The organism is Clostridium sp. (genome assembly GCF_051654825.1).
In the GTDB taxonomy this organism is placed as follows: Bacteria; Bacillota; Clostridia; order Clostridiales; family Clostridiaceae; genus Clostridium.
Genome location: NZ_JBOFYU010000022.1, coordinates 1 through 18,799 on the forward strand (window position 1 = coordinate 1; position 18,799 = coordinate 18,799).

14 protein-coding genes are annotated in these 18,799 nt (G+C 29.0%); 13 read left to right on the forward strand and 1 reads right to left on the reverse strand.

From position 1 onward, the window contains the following. Positions 1–22: 22 nt before the first annotated feature. The 8 genes from ACRDBA_RS00785 (at position 23) to ACRDBA_RS00820 (ending at position 10,807) form a co-directional block, all read left to right on the forward strand. Positions 23–706, forward strand: a complete 684-nt coding sequence (locus ACRDBA_RS00785; RefSeq protein ID WP_438571057.1) for an amino acid ABC transporter permease — start codon at positions 23–25, stop codon at positions 704–706. Then, on the forward strand, positions 693–1,415 hold the full coding sequence (locus ACRDBA_RS00790; protein WP_438571044.1) for an amino acid ABC transporter ATP-binding protein: 723 nt from the start codon (positions 693–695) through the stop codon (positions 1,413–1,415). The genes ACRDBA_RS00785 and ACRDBA_RS00790 overlap by 14 nt, the downstream gene beginning before the upstream one ends. A gap of 319 nt (positions 1,416–1,734) precedes the next feature. After that, positions 1,735–2,640, forward strand: a complete 906-nt coding sequence (gene murQ, locus ACRDBA_RS00795) for an N-acetylmuramic acid 6-phosphate etherase (protein WP_438571045.1) — start codon at positions 1,735–1,737, stop codon at positions 2,638–2,640. Between the two features lie 26 nt (positions 2,641–2,666). Further along, on the forward strand, positions 2,667–4,028 hold the full coding sequence (locus ACRDBA_RS00800) for a PTS transporter subunit EIIC (protein ID WP_438571046.1): 1,362 nt from the start codon (positions 2,667–2,669) through the stop codon (positions 4,026–4,028). A gap of 125 nt (positions 4,029–4,153) precedes the next feature. Continuing rightward, positions 4,154–5,230, forward strand: coding sequence for a MupG family TIM beta-alpha barrel fold protein (locus tag ACRDBA_RS00805; RefSeq protein ID WP_438571047.1), 1,077 nt, complete (start codon positions 4,154–4,156; stop codon positions 5,228–5,230). A gap of 33 nt (positions 5,231–5,263) precedes the next feature. Beyond that, the gene (locus ACRDBA_RS00810) at positions 5,264–6,109 is read left to right on the forward strand and encodes a MurR/RpiR family transcriptional regulator (protein WP_438571048.1); all 846 of its coding nucleotides are present in this window, start codon (positions 5,264–5,266) and stop codon (positions 6,107–6,109) included. 218 nt (positions 6,110–6,327) lie between these two features. Continuing rightward, a complete protein-coding gene (gene htpG, locus ACRDBA_RS00815) occupies positions 6,328–8,151 on the forward strand; it encodes a molecular chaperone HtpG (protein WP_438571049.1) in 1,824 nt (607 codons plus the stop codon). A 151-nt stretch (positions 8,152–8,302) separates the two neighbouring features. Beyond that, on the forward strand, positions 8,303–10,807 hold the full coding sequence (locus ACRDBA_RS00820; protein WP_438571050.1) for a tetratricopeptide repeat protein: 2,505 nt from the start codon (positions 8,303–8,305) through the stop codon (positions 10,805–10,807). A gap of 50 nt (positions 10,808–10,857) precedes the next feature. Here ACRDBA_RS00820 and ACRDBA_RS00825 read toward each other — a convergent pair whose 3' ends face one another. Further along, positions 10,858–12,036 (reverse strand): cation diffusion facilitator family transporter, encoded by a 1,179-nt coding sequence (locus tag ACRDBA_RS00825; protein ID WP_438571051.1) that lies wholly within the window; start codon positions 12,034–12,036, stop codon positions 10,858–10,860. A 208-nt stretch (positions 12,037–12,244) separates the two neighbouring features. On the opposite strand from ACRDBA_RS00825, the gene ACRDBA_RS00830 reads away from it, so the two are divergent. The 5 genes from ACRDBA_RS00830 to ACRDBA_RS00850 all read left to right on the forward strand — a co-directional run. Beyond that, on the forward strand, positions 12,245–13,540 hold the full coding sequence (locus ACRDBA_RS00830) for a M18 family aminopeptidase (RefSeq protein ID WP_438571052.1): 1,296 nt from the start codon (positions 12,245–12,247) through the stop codon (positions 13,538–13,540). Positions 13,541–13,782: 242 nt separating this feature from the next. After that, a complete protein-coding gene (locus ACRDBA_RS00835; protein ID WP_438571053.1) occupies positions 13,783–14,097 on the forward strand; it encodes a YbjQ family protein in 315 nt (104 codons plus the stop codon). A gap of 12 nt (positions 14,098–14,109) precedes the next feature. Beyond that, positions 14,110–14,250, forward strand: a complete 141-nt coding sequence (locus ACRDBA_RS00840; protein WP_438571054.1) for a hypothetical protein — start codon at positions 14,110–14,112, stop codon at positions 14,248–14,250. 149 nt (positions 14,251–14,399) lie between these two features. Next, positions 14,400–18,104 (forward strand): beta-N-acetylglucosaminidase domain-containing protein, encoded by a 3,705-nt coding sequence (locus ACRDBA_RS00845; protein WP_438571055.1) that lies wholly within the window; start codon positions 14,400–14,402, stop codon positions 18,102–18,104. A gap of 342 nt (positions 18,105–18,446) precedes the next feature. Continuing rightward, on the forward strand, positions 18,447–18,799 hold a 353-nt coding region (locus ACRDBA_RS00850; RefSeq protein WP_438571056.1), incomplete at its 3' end, for a SipW-dependent-type signal peptide-containing protein.

Sequence of the window (18,799 nt, forward strand, 5' to 3'; positions counted from 1 at the left end):
ATTAAACTTAAAGGAGGGACTTATAGTGGGATTAGATTTTAGTTTCATACCAGAATATTTACCATACTTTTTCAATGGTGTTAAATACACATTATTAATATCATTAATAACAGTTTTGTTTGGTTCTATATTTGGTTCAATATTATTTTTTATGAAAAGTTCAAGTTTTCATATATGGAAGGTTAAGCCTCTTAGCGTATTAGCAAGTATTTATATAGAAATAATAAGAGGTACTCCAATGCTATTACAAATATTAATAGTATATACAGGATCTAAGATGTTCTTTGGAATAGACCTTTCAGCATTTACATCTGCAATAGTAGCTATTTCCTTTAATTCAGCAGCATATGTTTCTGAAATAGTAAGAGCTGGTATAGAAGCAGTTGATAAGGGACAAATGGAAGCAGCAAGAAGTTTAGGTATGAGTAAGGCTATGGCTATGAGATTAATAGTAATACCACAAGCTATAAGAAATATACTTCCTGCAATAGGAAATGAATTTGTTACTATAATAAAGGAATCATCAATGGCATCAGTTATTGGAGTAAGCGAATTAATGTTTGCAGCAAAGGTTGTAACAGGAAAGGTTTATTTAGGATTAGAGCCATTAATGGTATCAGCAGTATTTTATTTCATATTAACATTTACTTTAGGTAGAATAATGAGTTATATAGAAAGGAGGTTGAAGGTTAGTGATTCACGTTAATAATTTACACAAATATTTTGGAAATAATGAAGTTTTAAAAGGTGTTAATGAGCATATTAAAAAAGGTGAAGTTGTAGTTGTAATAGGACCTTCAGGCTCAGGAAAAAGTACGTTTTTAAGATGTTTAAACTTATTAGAAACTCCTACAGATGGAGAAATAGTATTTGAAGGAGAAAGTATAACTAGCAAAAACATAAATATAAATAAAATAAGAGAAAAAATGGGGATGGTATTTCAACAGTTTAATTTATTTCCACATAAAACTGTTTTAGAAAACTTAACTATATCACCATTAAAGGTTAAAAAGATTTCTAAGGATGATGCCCATAAAAAGGCTATGGAGCTTTTAGATAAGGTTGGATTAAAGGAAAAGGCAGATGCTTATCCATCATCATTATCAGGAGGTCAAAAGCAAAGAATAGCTATAGCAAGAGCATTAGCTATGGAACCTGATGTTATGCTTTTTGATGAACCAACATCAGCTTTAGATCCAGAAATGGTTGGAGAAGTTTTAAATGTTATGAAATCTTTAGCTAAAGATGGGATGACAATGATAGTTGTTACTCATGAAATGGGATTTGCAAAGGAAGTTGGAGATAGAATATTATTTATGGATGGGGGAAATATTGTAGAACAAGGAACTCCAGAAGAAATATTTGAAAATCCTAAAAATCCTAGAACAATAGACTTTTTATCAAAGGTTCTATAATGAAATGATATTTCACTAAATAGAAATAAAAATTAAGGCGTATGAAATAAAATCATACGCTTTTTTGTTGTTTTAAATAAAAATATAAAAAAATATGACTATAAATAAAAAAGCTGTAAACTTAGTTATTATAATGATTTACAAGGTTTTTATATAACAAGAGTAAAAATCTAAATAAAATAATTTTGAAATTTAATAACAAATTTTAAAAAAACACTTGAAATGTAATTTCAAAGATGTTATTATAGGTTCATAAGATGAAAACGTAATCAAGCTGTAGCAAAGCAACAGTTTTATAAGTTAAATAGGAGGAGTTAGTATGGATAGATTAAACTTAGGAAGGTTAACTACAGAAAGCAGAAATCAAAATACTTTAGATATAGATAGAGTTTCAACATTAGAAATGGTAAAGAAGATAAATAATGAAGATAAAAAAGTTGCAGAGGCAGTAGAAAAGGAATTACCTCAAATTGCTGAAGCTATAGATGGAATAGTAGAAGGTATTCATAAGGGTGGAAGATTAATTTATATGGGTGCAGGAACTTCAGGAAGATTAGGTATATTAGATGCTTCAGAATGTCCACCAACTTACGGTGTTTCAGAAGAATTAGTACAAGGTCTTATAGCAGGTGGTCAAGAGGCGATATTTAGAGCTAAAGAAGGTGCTGAAGATTCAAAGGAATTAGCAGTTGAAGATTTAAAAGCAAAAAATATAACTGCAAATGATACAATTGTTGGACTAGCAGCATCAGGAAGAACTCCATATGTAATTGGTGGTTTAGAATATGCTAATGAAATAGGAGCTTTAACAGTTTCAGTTACATGTAATGCTGATTCAGAGGTTGCAAAGGTTGCTAAAATATCAATTGCACCAGTTGTTGGAGCAGAAGTAGTAACAGGATCAACTAGATTAAAATCAGGAACAGCTCAAAAGCTAGTTTTAAATATGTTATCAACAGGAGCTATGATAAAGCTTGGTAAGGTTTATGGAAACTTAATGGTAGATGTAAAATCTACAAATGAAAAATTAGTTGAAAGAGCAAAGAGAATAGTTTGTGAAGCTACAGGAGTAACTACAGATGTAGCGGCAGAAAAATTAGATGAAACAGGATTCGATGTTAAGTTAGCAATATTTATGATTTTATCAAAACTTAATAAAGAAGAAGCAATAGTAAAATTAGAAGAAAACAAAGGATATATAGCAGAAGCATTAAAAAACAGTTAGGTATAAAATAAAGGAGGCAAACCATTATGACAAACCAAGAAATTGCAAAAAACTTAGTCCAATTAGTTGGCGGTAAAGAAAACATAAAGTCAGTAGAAAACTGTATGACTCGTTGTAGATTAGAGCTTTTTGATTATTCAAAGGCAAAAATTGAAGAAATTAAAAAAGCAGAAGCAACTTTAGGTGTTGTAGAAGCTAAAGGGCAATTACAAGTTATTTATGGACCAGGAAAGGTAAATAAGGTAACAGAAGAAGTTAAAAAATTAGTAGGTAAATCAGTTCTTATCGGAGAAGATGCTGTAAAGGCTACTAAAGAAAAGTTAAATGAAAAAAATAATACTAAGTTTAAAAATGGTCTTAAAAAGTTAGGAAATGTATTTATTCCATTAATACCTTTGTTTGTTGCTTGTGGTTTAGTCTTAGCAGTAAATAATATAGCAGGAGTTTACTTTGGAGATGCTTATAAAGCAACTACAGCAGCTCAAATAATTTCATTAATAGGTAATGGAGTATTCTCAATATTATCAGTTTTAGTTGGTGTAAATGCAGCTAAAGAATTTGGTTCACAAATGCCAATGATGGGTGGGGTACTTGGTGGAGTACTTTCATCAGCAGCATTAGCAAACATAACTTTATTTGGAAAAACATTAACTCCAGGACGTGGAGGAATAATTTCAGTAATACTAGTTGTACTTTTAGCTTGCTTCGTAGAAAAGCAATGTAGAAAGTTTGTACCAGATGTTTTAGATTTATTTGTAACACCATTAGTAACACTTACAATTTCAGTTTTAGCAGCATTATTTATATTACAACCAGTTGGTGGATTTATATCAGATTCAATTGGTGCAATAGTTGCACAAACAATAGCATCAAATAACATGATAGTTTCAGTAATATCAGGAGCTGTTTCAGGAGCATTATTCTTACCATTAGTTATGACTGGTATGCACCAAGCATTAACACCAATACATGCAGATTTAATAGCTAACGTTGGATTTACAGTATTACTTCCAATCTTAGCAACAGCAGGTATGGCTCAAGTAGGAGCTACTATAGCAGTATTAACAAAGACTAAAAATGAAAGATTAAAGAAAACAGCTAAAAATGGACTAGTTCCAGGATTCTTAGGAATTGGTGAACCTCTAATATACGGAGTTACATTACCACTTGGTAAACCTTTCTTAGGAGCTTGTTTAGGAGCAGGGGTTGCAGGAGCTGTAATGGCATTCTTCAAAGTTGGAGCAGTAGCTTTAGGAGTATCAGGATTACCATTAGCATTATTAATAGCAGATGGAAAAATGTTAGTATTCTTAATAGGAACAGTAGTTGCTTATATAGCAGGGTTCTTCTTTACTAGAGCTTTAGGATTTGAAGATCCAGTAGAATAATAAAATAGATATTTAATAATTAAGGTGGTAATTACATAAAAGTGTGGTTACCACTATTTTTATAACTAAATTAAGTATATAAATAATTATAGGCTACAATTTATATAATATTGGAGGAAAAAAAGATGAGTTTTGGATTTTCAGTTTATTTTGGTTTAGATAATACAAAGGAAGAAAATATACAATTATTAAAGGATGCGCACAAGTTAGGCTTTACTAGAATATTTACATCATTACATGTTCCTGAAGCTAATTATGATGTTTTAAAGAAAGAAGTAAGAGAATTTTTTAAGTTAGCAAAAGAATATGATATGGATATAATAAGTGATATATCCCCAAATACCTTTAAATTTTTAGATTTAGAAGATATGGATTTAAAGGGATTAAAGGAAATGGGAGTAAAAACTATAAGAATAGATTTTGGATATAGTGAAGAAGAAATTTCAAAAATGACTAAAAACAAAGAGGGTGTAAAAGTTCAATTAAATGCATCAACTATAACTAGAGAGTTTTTTGAAAAGCTAGATAAATGTGAGCCTAATTATGAAAATGTAGATGCACTTCATAATTTTTATCCAAGAATAGGAACAGGGATTTCAGAGGAATGTATGATTGATAAAAATAAAATATTAAAGGATAGAGGAATTACACCTTGTGCTTTTGTACAATCTAATCATAGAAAAAGAAGTCCATTAAAGGATGGTTTACCAACATTAGAGGATCATAGAGAGGTAGATGTAAGAACTGCAGGAAATCATTTATTTGCATTAGGAAATGAATCAGTATTTATAGGAGATTCTCTTCCAAGCTATGATGAATTAGTTCAATTATCATCATTAAATCCAAATGCAGTTGAATTAAGAGTAATGATAAAGACTAATGATAGTGTTTGCTTAAGATTATTAAATGAAACTTATAGTTCAAGAACAGATGAAGCAAGGGATGCAGTTAGAGCAGCTGAAAGTAGATTAATTCTTAATGGGGATATAATAAATCCTGTAAATACTATAGATAAAGCTTATGGTGATGTTACAATAGATAATAAGGATTATAAGAGGTATATGGGTGAGCTTCAAATATTGTTAACAAACCAAAAAGGAGATTCAAGAACAAATGTTGTTGCATCTGTTTTAGAAGATGATTATAATTTATTAAAGTATATAAATAACGGAAAATGTTTTAGATTTAAAATAATAAAATAAGAAATCTAAGAGGGAAAAGAGAGTGAGGGGCATATGAACGTACTAGAATATATAAAACAAAATTACGAAAGTTTTACAGCCAGAGAAAAGTTAATAGCAGATTATCTATTAAAAACAAACAAAGGGATAATAAGTTTATCAGCAAAAGAAATAGGAGATATAACAAATACATCAGCTCCTACTGTAGTTAGATTTGCAAAAAAAATAGGATTTAGTAGCTTAAATGAGATGAAATTACAAATTTCTCTAAGCTTATCTAATTCAGAAAGTAATTCTGGATTTGAATATATAGATAAAAACTTAGAAACTAGAGATATTATATATGGAATAAAAAATTCTATAGATGCAACTATGGAGAAAACAGTAGATTTGGTAAAAGAAGATGAATTAGAGGCTGCAATAGAGCTACTTGGAAAGGCAAATAATATATATATATTTAGTGTAGGAGTATCTGGATTAGTTGGTTTAGATTTTTATTATAAATTAAGCAGAATTAATAAAAGATGTATAGCTCATCAAGATACACATCTTCAAGTTACATCATCAATACTAATGCAAGAAGGTGATGTAGCATTAGCAATTTCATATTCAGGAGAAACAAGGGAAGTTATTAAATGTGCAGAAAATGCTAAAAAGTTAGGGATACCAGTTATAGCAATGACTAAGGCATCTGTTAACAATAAGCTAGAGAGCATATCAGATATAACTTTACACATTCCGTATGTAGAAAAATCCTTGAGAGAAGGAGCTATGAGTTCAAGAATATCACAGCTTGCTATAATAGATATGTTGTTTATAGGAATGGCAAAGGAAAACTTTAAGGATGTAGAAGAAAAGCTAATAGCTACAAGAGAAGCTGTTACAGAATTAAAAAATTAGATAAAAATAAAGCTATTTAATTTAAGCTTAAGGTTTAAATTAAATAGCTTTTCTTATTATACTGAAAAAAATTAAAGATTTAGTTTAATAATTTTAAATAATAGTAAATATAATTAATAGATAAAAAAAACTAGAGAATTATAGAAATTGACAGTGAAAAATCTCTATTATACAATCAATTTGAAAAATAATTATGGGAAGTTATAGGAGGATAATACATGAGAGAAGAAGGTAATATTTCAATTCATACGGAAAATATTTTTCCAATTATTAAAAAATGGCTATATTCCGATAAGGATATTTTTATAAGAGAATTAGTAAGCAATGGCTGTGATGCTATTAGCAAGTATAAAACGTTAGTTTCGTTAGGGGAAGTTACAGGTAATTTAGATGAAGACTTTAAGGTAAAGGTAGAGGTAGATAAGGAAAACAATACATTAAGCTTTATTGATAATGGAATTGGAATGACTGAAGAAGAAGTTAAAAAATATATAAATCAAGTTGCATTTTCAGGAGCAGAGGATTTTATAGAAAAATACAAGGAAAAATCTTCAGATTCTAACGATATAATAGGTCACTTTGGATTAGGATTTTACTCAGCATTTATGGTAGCTGATAAAGTTAAAATCGATACACTTTCATATAAAGAAGGAGCAGAAGCTGTAAAATGGGTTTGTGAAGGTGGAACAGAATATGAAATAAGCAATTCAGAAGAAAGAAAAGAAAGAGGAACAAAAATAACTCTTTATTTATCAGAAGAAAGCAAGGAATTTTTAGAAAGTTATAAGGTAAGAGAAGTATTAAATAAATACTGTTCATTTTTACCTACAGAAATATATTTAGATAGTGATGAAAATCCTATAAATGAAACTAAGCCATTATGGGTTAAGGCTCCTAAAGATTGTACAGATGAAGAATATAAGGATTTTTATAAAAAGGTATTTAATGATTTTAATGAACCATTATTTTGGATTCATTTAAATGTAGATTATCCATTTAATTTAAAAGGAATTTTATACTTCCCTAAATTAAAAAATGAATTTGAATTAGTTGAAGGTCAAGTTAAGCTATATAACAATCAAGTTTTTGTAGCTGATAATATAAAAGAAGTTATACCAGAATTCTTACTTCTTTTAAAGGGAACTATTGATTGTCCAGATTTACCTTTAAATGTATCAAGAAGCTTCTTACAAAAGGATAAGGAAGTAATAAAAATATCTAGGCATATAGTTAAAAAGGTTGGAGATAAGTTAAACTACTTATTTAAAAATGAAAGAGAAAAATATAATAACTTCTGGAAGGATATAAATATATTTATTAAATATGGATGCTTAAGAGATGAAAAATTCTATGATAATATAAAAAATAGCATAGTATTTAAAACTATAAATGGAGAGTATGTAACCCTTCAAGATTACTTAGAAAAGGCTAAGGAAAAGCATGAAAACAAGGTTTTCTATGTAAGTGATGAAAATAAGCAATCTCAATATATTAAGATGTTTAAGGAATATGACTTAGATGCTGTAATATTAAATACAAATATAGATAATCATTTTATAAGCTTTATAGAAGGAATGGAGCAAGGGGTTCACTTTGCAAGAATAGATTCTGATATATCTGATGCATTAAAAGATAATGAGGAAGATAATAAAGAAATAAATGAAAAAATAGAGGGATTATTTAAGGGAAGCTTAGATAGTAGAATAAGTAACTTTAAAATAGAATCTTTAAGAAATGAAAATACTCCTGCAATGATACTTATTTCTGAAGGATCAAGAAGAATGTTAGAAATGCAAGCTATGTTTGCAGGTTCAGATATTTCAGGAATGTTTAAAGAAGAAAAAACTTTAGTAATAAATAATAAAAATAATACTATTAAAAAGCTTATAGAAATAGCTAATGATGAAAGTAAAAAAGATGATATAGAGTTAATATGTAACCATGTTTTAGATTTAGCCTTAATAGCTAATGGAGAGTTAGATGAAGAAGAAATGGGTAACTTTATTAATAGAAACAATATTATCTTAAGTAAATTAATATAATATTATATTAAAAAGTAGAATGTAGAAAAACATTCTACTTTTTTGTTAATAAAAATCTATTTTAGTTTGGCTATACAAGTAAAAGTTCTAAGAAAACATACTTACTAATATAATAATATCAATCTTAATATTAAAAGCTATTGGGGGAAATATGAATTATAGGTTAAATTATGATTTTCTAAAAATAGAATTTAGAAGCTTTTTTGAATGTATAGATAATGTTAAAAAAGAAAAAAGCTGTGATTATGCATGTAAGGCTCTAATAAGATTAATTCAAGATATTGTACGAATAATATTTCTTCAAAAAAATCTTTTTTATAATGGAGAAGAATCTGTATGTGAAAATATGAAGTTTTTAGTCAAAAAAGATGCAATGCCATATGGATTGATGCATATGATAGAAGAGTATATGCGTGATATAGAAGCTTTTTTAGAAAGTGCAAATACTGTTAATTTATCAACTATACAATCTGATACCATATTAGAGCAATCCGAATGCATATATGATTTATGTGTTTGGTTAGTAATAAATTTAGGAGAAGAAGACTATTCTCTTTTTTATGATAAGTTAAATGTAGTAGAAAAGGCTGTATTTGATAAATATCTATTAAATGAAAATATTGAATTATTGCCTACAGATGAAGAGAGTATTGAAGAGTTATTAGAAGAAAGTGAAGAGGAAACAGAAGATGAAGATGAAAGTCCTGGAACAGAATATTTAGTAGAAGGTGAGCTACATTATTTGGGGAAGGATGGAGAAAAAAACTATTATAAAGCAAGAGAATTTTTTCAAAAGGCAGCTGATGAAGGAAATGACTATGCACAAGGATACTTAGCATTATTTTATGAGAAGGGCCTAGGTGGGGATAAGGATGTAGATAAGGCGTTATATTGGTACAAAAAATCAGCCTTAAAGGGAAATGCATTTTCCCAATATTCTTTAGGCTATATATATTTTGCTGGGGATATCTTGCCTAGAAATTTAAAGTATTCCTTTGATTGGTATAAAAGAGCAGCTGATGGAGGATTTGCTCCAGCTCAGTATGCATTATCTTATTTATATAAAAATGGACAAGGTTGTGAGAAAAATATTTTCAAGGCATATTTTTGGCTAGAGGAAGCAGCAGAAAATGATTTTGAAGATGCTTACTATGTTTTAGGGCAATCTTATTTAGAAGGAAATTATGTTGAAACAGATTATAAAAAGGCATTTTTTTATTTATCTAAGGGAGCTGACCGTGGTGATGAAAGCTGCTTAGAAAGTTTAGGTGATATGTATTACTGGGGATTACATGTTGATGAAGATAAGGAAAAGGCTTACGAACTTTATAATAAAAGCATAGAAAAGGGAAATAAGAAGCTATACTACAAAATAGGAAAGCTATATGAGGATGAAGAAAAAATTGACGAGGCACTAGAATATTTTTTAAGGGGTCATAATAGTGGAGATATTAGGGCAACTCAAAAAATCGGTTTAATGTACTATAATGGGGAAGGTGTAAGAAAGGATATAAAAAAATCCTTAGAGTATATTAGGTTGGCAGCAGAGGAAAGAGATTCAAATGCTTTATATGTACTGGGAATAGTAACTTTGGAAAATGATAGAGAGGTAGGGCTTAATTATTTAAGAGAATCTTATAAAGAAGGGTCACCTTATGCAGCAGAAAAATTAGCAAGTGAACTTTTAATAGATGTTTTTAATGAAAGACCAGTAGATTCTGATGAAATAATAGAATATATAAAGATGGCAATTGAAAATAATATTTCTGATGCAATTTATTACTATGGTTTAGCGTATGCCTATGGAATAGGAGTAGATAAGAGCAAAGAAGAAGCTTTTGGATACTTTAAAGAAGCAGCTATGAAGGGCTGTGAAAAGGCAATGATAAAGCTAGGACATTGGTATAAGTATGGTGTATATGTAAAAGAAGATATTAAGGAAGCTATTAAATGGTATAAAAAAGCAGCTGAAGACTATAACACAGAGGCATTAATAAATATAATAGAAATTTACGAAAAGGGCATAGGAACATTAAAAAATCCATTAAAGGCATTTGAAGGGGCAAAGCTTTTAAGAGAAAGTAATGTTGTCGAGGGCAATTTAAAGCTAGCATATTACTATTTAAAAGGTTTTGGAGTAAGCCAAAACATTAAAAAGGCTCAAGAATATATAGATGATACTTTAGAGCTAGATGAAAGAAAAACCTTTAATTTTTTAGGTGAAATTTCAGAGGAAGGAATTAATGGGTTAACAGAAAAGGAAGCAATAGAATTTTATATAAAATCTATAGAACAGGGATATGGAAAGGCATATGCAAATTTAGAGTATCTTTTATATAAAAGAAATGAAGATATGAATTTATATGAAGAACATTTTAAATATATAAAGTCTAAGGGATACCCTGTGGAATATGGAAAAAGCATATTTGTAGGTGGAATGAAAAAACTTCAAAAAGCAAAGGAAAGAAATGATGAATTTCTTTCTATGAAAGGAATTAATGAAATAAGAAAAAGTATTCAACTAGGATTTTATGAAGGGGTATTAGAAATATTAGAGTATTATAACTCCCTTGAAAAAACAGAAAAAAATTTAATTAATATATATAAGTACAATCAAAAAAAGATATATTATGGATTAGATAGAGAAATTAATTAAAATAAGCAAAAAAAAAGAAAGTACATCATTAAGGGATGTACTTTCTTTTTTTATACAAAATCATAATCGATAGTTATCACAGATCTATATTGTGGATGTTCTGATTTAATAGAATCAGTTATTTCGCCTATAAGTTTATTTTCCTTAGATTTACTTTTAATATTTGTAGGATCGACTACAATATCAAAAATAAGATTTTTTATGTCTCCTTCACCGACTACTCTAAAATCATGCATTGATTTAATTTCAGGATATTTTCTAAGGATTTTTTCAACGCAATCCCAAGCATCTTTTATTTCATCAGTTATAACACAAATAGGATCCATATGAACAACTAAATGTATGTTTAATTCTCTAGACACTTCTCTTTCAGCTTTATCAATGGCATTATGGATTTCCATAATATCAATATTTGCTGGGATTTCAGCGTGAATAGAAGCAATTACTCTACCTGGTCCATAATTATGAACTATTAAGTCATGAACACCAGTTATATGTTCATAAGATAATATTTTTTCACATATATCACTAACTAATTCAGGATCTGGAGCTTCACCGAGTAAAGGGTTAAGTGTTTCTTTAACAAGGTTAAATCCTGCATATAATATTGCAAGTGCAACTATAACACCTATATATCCATCAAGTGGGAAGTCAGTAAACTTAGCTAATAAAAATGATATTACAACAGTACTTGATGTAAATACATCACCTAAGGCATCTGTTGCAGCTGCTTTCAATGCAGAAGAATTAATTCTATTACCTATAAACTTATTAAACATAGCTAGCCAAACCTTAAAACCAATAGAAACTAATAATAGTATAAATGGAATAAGGTCAAATGTAATTGTAGTAGGGTTTAATATTCTTTCAATTGATGATTTTACAAATTGAAGTCCTACTAACATAACCATAAATGCAACTACTAATGCCGATAGATATTCTATTCTACCATGTCCAAAAGGATGTTCAGCATCAGCTGGCTTATTAGCCATTTTAAAGCCTACAATTGTAATTACAGAAGATGCTGCATCAGATAAATTATTAAAGGCATCAGCTGAAATTGCAATAGAGCCTACAATCATACCTACTGAAAATTTAATTAAAAATAAAAGAGAGTTAATTATAATTCCTATAACTCCACCTAACGTACCATAAGCATTTCTTACTTTAGTATCTTTAATGTTATCACTATTTTTTACAAAGGTTTTAACTAAAAAATTAGAAAGCATTAAATCACTCCTTCATAAATATTTTTACAAAATATATAAACATATATACTATAAATTAACTATTAGATTATTATACCAAATAATGTCTGATTTTGAATAGAAAATATTAAATAATAAAAATTTCAAAAAGACTGAAAATTATAAGTATGATATAATCAATAAAGGTTATAATTTACATTATTTACTACAATAATTAGGAGGAATTATTATGCAAAAGAAACTAGCATTAGAGTTAATTGACTTTTTATATGAGAGTCCTACAGCCTTTCACAGTGTAAAAACTGTTAAGGAAACATTAGATTCAACTGGATTTATAGAAATAAAAGAATGTGAAAAATGGAATTTAAAGAAGCAAGGTAAGTATTATGTTATAAAAAATGATTCAGCTATTATAGCCTTTGAAGTTGGTAATGGTGATATTGCTAAAGATGGATTTAGATTAATTGGAGCTCATACAGATGCACCTGGATTTAGAATTAAGCCGAATCCTGAAATGATAACAGAGGGAAAATATTTAAAGTTAAACACAGAAGTTTATGGAGGACCAATATTACATACTTGGTTTGATAGACCATTAGGATTAGCAGGAAGAGTTACTTTAAAAGGGAAAAATCCTTTAAAGCCAGAAAGTAAGCTTATAAATATAAATAAACCACTACTTATAATACCAAGTATAGCAATTCATATGAATAGAACTGTAAATGAAGGATTTAACATAAATAAGCAAGTAGATACACTTCCTTTATTAGGATTAATAAATAGCAAGTTTGAAAAGGATGGTTATTTAATTAAGCTATTAGCAGAAGAGTTAGGTGTTAAGGCTGAAGATATAATAACATTTGAGCTAGGATTATATGAAGTAGAAAAAGGTTGTTTAGTTGGAATAAATGAAGAGTTAATTTCAACAGGAAGACTTGATGATATGTGGATGGTTTACACAGGGATAAAAGCATTACTTAATAGCAATAAAAATAATGCAACAAAGGTTGTTGTTTGCATAGACAATGAGGAAATAGGAAGCTTAACAGCTCAAGGAGCAAATTCAGTATTATTAATGAATATATTAGAAAGAATAACTTTAGCTTTAGGGGAAGATAGAGAAGGTCTTCATAGAGCATTATCTAATTCAGTAATGATATCAGCAGATTTAGCTCATGCAATTCATCCTAATGCACCAGAAAAGCATGATCCAACTAATAGACCAGTATTAGAAGGAGGCCCAGTGTTAAAAATAGCTGCATCAGGAAGTTACAGCACAGATAGCTTTAATGGAGCAATTTTTGAAGAAGTATGTAAGTCTGCAGATGTTCCATATCAAAAATTTGTAAACAGATCTGATGTTAGAGGTGGAACTACTATAGGTCCAGTAACTTCTTCTGCGCTAACTATACCAGTTATAGATATGGGAGCACCTGTTTTAGGAATGCATTCCATAAGAGAATTAGCAACAGTAAAAGATAATTATTATACGGTTAAATCATTTATAGAGTTTTTTAACCTTTAATAGGGAAAAGCTAATTTATTCTTTGTAATAAACAAGAAAATAATTAGTATATATAAAATGAAAATCCACATTAGAAAGGCTTTAATTAAGAGATTATTTTAGTTTTTCAATGTGGATTAGTTGTATAACCAACTGCATTTAAAAATAAATTTAATCTTTTTACAAGTTTTTATATACTATATATTGAAATTATAAAAACCTTATGGTAATATAAAAATATAATAAATTTAGGAGTGATTGTAATGATAATTTTGACTATTAATGATGTTCCAGGAAAGACTATTACAGATGTTAAGGGATTAGTAAAAGGAAGTACAGTAAGAAGCAAACATATAGGTAAGGACATAACTGCAAGCTTTAAAAACATAGTTGGGGGAGAGCTTACAGGATATAATGAAATGTTAGATGAAGCAAGACAAATAGCAATAGGAAGAATGGTAGAAGAAGCAGAAGCTAAGGGTGCTAATGCTATAATTGGAATGAGATTAGTTTCTTCAGCAGTTGCAGCAGGAGCAGCAGAAATGGTTGCTTATGGTACAGCAGTAGTAATTGAATAGGAGAAATTTAATATGAGTGTATTACTTATAATTGGATTATTTTATTTAACTACTATAATAGCGTCTATTGTATTATTTATTTATGTTTTACAAAAGAGATTAAAAGAAAGAAAAATAGAAAAAGAAAAGCATGAAAAATATAAGGATTATTAGAATGGAGTGAAGAGTGAAGAGTGAAAACTGATATGTTTTCATTCTTCACTCTTCACTTTTATTTTTACTTTTTTTATTTTTGTGTAATAAAATAGTAAACGATTTAATATAGATATATAGTGAGTAAAACTTAGTAAGGAGAGGATAAAATGATAAAAAGAAAATCTATTTTTAGCTTTATTATTGCAGGAATATTTACTGTTGGAATGTTTTCTAATGTAATTGTTGTAAAGGCTGTTGATAAGGAAGTAAAGATTAACACAATAAGTCCAAAACCACAAAGCTTGGAGAAAATAGGGAATGGGTTTGAAATTGGAAGTAAGGTTACATTAATAGGTACCGATACAGCAGATGAGGATGCAGTAAGAGAGCTAAAGGAATTATTAGAAAGCTATGGAATTGAATATGTAATTTCGGATAATCCAGATAGTAGTCTTACTAGTATTTATATTGGTGAGGTAGATGATGGAGATATAATAAATAATAAGTTATCTGAATTAGGAGTTGAAGGAGCAGAAACTATAGAAAATGAAGGTTATGTTTTAGCAGCTAAAGATGCTGAAACTAATGATATAGTCCTATCAGGTAAGGATGAAAGAGGAACTTATTATGCAGTTCAAACTTTAGAGCAGTTATTAGTTAAAATAGGAGAAGAGGTTAGTATACCAGAAGTTGAAATTAGAGATTATCCAGCTATGGAATTAAGAGGAACTATAGAAGGATTTTATGGAGCGCCATGGTCACATGAAGATAGATTAAATCAATTGGAGTTTTATGGTGAAAACAAGATGAATACCTATATTTATGCTCCAAAGGATGATCCATATCATAGAGATAAGTGGTCAGAGCCATATCCAGAAAGTGAATTAAATAGAATGCAAGAATTAATTGATAAGGCTAATGAGAAGGAAGTTGATTTTAACTTTGCTATTTCTCCTGGAAACACTATAAATTTAAGTAGTGAAGAGCATTATCAATTATTAATAGCTAAGCTAGAGCAAATGTATAATATGGGAGTTAGATCATTTTCTATATTCTTTGACGATATAGATAATAAGGATGCATTAGGTCAATCAAGATTATTAAATAGAGTTCAAAAGGAATTTATAGAAGTAAAAGAAGGATGTAAGCCATTAGTTATGGTTCCTCAAGAATATACACTAGGTTGGACTGGAAGCTATACTACTACAATGGCTAGAGAATTAGATGAAAATATAATTGTTATGTGGACAGGTAACGATGTTGTTCCTGCAACTATAACTAAGTATGATATGGAAAGAGCAAAACAAAAATATAATAGAAATAAGATGTTTATATGGTGGAACTTCCCTGTAAATGATTATTGCCAAGATAAGCTACTTATGGGGCCAACAGAAGGTTTAGATTTAGAATTAGATAGTTTAGTAGCTGGTATTGCATCTAATCCTATGAATGAAAGTGAAGCATCTAAGCCAACACTATATACAACTGCAGATTATGCTTGGAATACTAATAATTATGATAAGGATACTTCCTGGGATAATGCTTTAAAAGCAGTAGGGGGAGAAGCTTATGAGGGTTTAAAGACCTTTACTGAGCACTCTAAATCATCAATTATTAATGGACATAAGGAATCAACTGAAATAAAACCTATATTAGATGAGTTACTAACAAAGTGGCAAACTGGTGAGGATGTTTCAGTTTTATTAGATAGTGCAAGAGATGAGTTTAAAAATATAGAAAATGCTGAAGCTGATATAAGAGAAAATATAAATAATGATCTTTTCATAGGTGATATAGATGCATATTTAACTAAATTATCTATGTATGGAAGAATGGGTCAAGATGTAATTAATATGATAGATGCACAAATTAAGGGTGATATGAATGAAGTATGGAAAAATAAGCTTAAAATAAATAAGACCTTAAAGGAAGCAGATGATTTAAGAGTAATGAAGTGGAACACTTCTGTAAAAGTTACTATAGGATCAAAGGTTTTAGATCCATTTATAAGAGATGCAATTAAAATAAGTGATAAATTATTTAATTCAAGCATTACTGGTGAAGTAGAAAGTGGATTAATAAAAAATCCTATAACATCATTTAGTGTTTATCAAGATTACGTTCCAGGGAAAATGCTTGATGGTGATTTAGAAACTAATTTTTGGAGTGCAAGAGCTATTGAAGTAAATGATTATATTGGAATAGATTTTGTCAAACCACAAAAGATTACTAGTATATATCTTCAAATGGATAAAACAGGTGGAGACTATATTGGAAAAGGTCAATTAGAATATTCTATGGATGGTGAAACTTGGACATCAATAGGAGATGTTAAAACAGAAAGTGGATTTAAGGTAGAAGGCCTTGATATAGAAGCTAGATATTTAAGATATAGGGCTTTAGAAGGAAAAAATAATTGGCTTAAGGTTTATGAATTTGACATAAATATGGAAAGTCAAACTACTGATAAGGAAGAAATATATACTAATGCAACAGGATTGGATTCTTTAGAAGTGGTTAAGGGGTCAGGGACTTATTCAATAAATAGCAATTCATCAATATTAAATTTAAAAAAGGGAGATTATTTAGGAATTAAGCTTTCTAAATATTTAAGGTTTGATAAATTTGACTTAGATGTTGAAGGAAATGTAAAGGGAAGCATAGAATATTCAGTAGATGGAAAAGAGTGGAGTAAATTAGTGGATGTAAATGGTTCATCTGCTAGTATAGAAGTTCCTTATGGAGCTAAATATATAAGATTAGTTTTAGAGGAAGGGGCTAATGGAATAAAAATAAATAATTTTAAGGCTACTTTAGAAACTAAGAGAACTTTAACAGCATCAACTAATTTGCCATATTACACTAGCCAATATACTATAAATAAAATGGTAGATGGAAGAAGTGATACTTACTTCTGGGCAAGTAGATCTATAGCTAAGGGAGATTATGTTAAGGTTGATTTAGGAAAATTAACTAATGTTAGAGATATTACTTTAGAAATGGCTCATCCAGACCATGCAAGTGATTATATGGAATTTGGACAAATGGAATATTCTGTTGATGGGTCAACTTGGTATCCAATAGGAGGGTCAAATTCAGAAAAGACAGTTGTAAAAAGAGGATTAGATATTAATGCTAGATATTTAAGATATATTGCTGTACAAAACTCTCATAACTGGGCAACATTTGTTGAATTTAAAATAAATACAGAAGAGGCAACAAATACAAATATAACAGGGGATCCAAAGGCAGCAGTAGGATTTGATTTAAATCAAATTATTGATAAAAATCTTTTAACCGCTTATAAACCAGAAGTAAACCCAACTACTGGACAAGAAATAATTTATAAACCAGGAAGTGAAAAATCTCTTACAGGAGTTCATATATTCCAAGAAAGTGATAGTATATGTAATGCAGAGGTTAAGGTAAAGGACAAAGATGGAAATTGGGTATCAATAGGAAGACTTGATGAAGGATATAAAGCATTAAAGGTTGACGTAGCCTTAGAAGCATCTGATATTAAATTAGTATGGGATGGAGAGGGGGCACTTCCTATAATATATGAAATAATGCCTCAATATACTGAAAATGGTGAAGAAGAAATAATAATTAGTAAGGCTAGAGATTTAAAAGCTGTTTCTGATAAGAATACCATTAATTTAACATGGAGTTCACCAGAAAGCACAAAGGGAATAGAAGGTTATTTGATTTATAAAGATGGAAAATTAATAGATACAGTAGGTAAAGATGTTAATAATTATGAAGTCAATGGTTTAATGGCTAATACTATTTATGGCTTTAAAGTTGTGGTTAAATACAGTAATAATGAGAAATCTAAACCTGTGTCTGTAAATATTAGAACAAAAGTTTAAAATTTTCAAAATATTTACAAAAAAAGCGAGATAAATTAAATTAAGTTAAAGCAAAAATAAAATATAGAAATTAAATGTAACAAAACCAAAAAAAATAATAAATGTAATAAATAGGGAATAAATAATAGATTGTTAAAAAATGAACGGTAAATATTTTAAACTATCAACAATATTTTAAATTTACTGAAAATTTAAACAAATATATGGCAAAAAATAATCAAATTGATAATATATTGAAATTGCAAGTAAACGTTAAAATATGTAAAATTTGAAGTGAAATAAAACTATTCATTAAATATAATAAATTATAATGTTATAGAAAAAAAAGGGAGGATTTTTGAGATGAAAAGCAAAAAATTAATGGGGTTATTATTAGCAGGTGCATTATTAGTAGGAGCTACAGGAGCAGGGTCATATGCATACTTCACAGATGCAGTTTCAACTGATGCAAACTTAACAGTTGCAATGGGTAACTTAGATATCGAAATCGAAGAACCAGCAGCAGACGAGCAATGGTGGGTAAAAGCACCAACAGAATCATGGGATGAAGATTTTGCTCCAACTGATTGGTACTCAAACGTTAGACCTGGTGATCAATTCACTAGAACAGTTAAAGTTACAAATGCTGGTAGCTTAGCTGCTAAATTAGATGTTGCTATAGCTGACATAGCTGCAACAGAAGTTGCTCCAGGAGT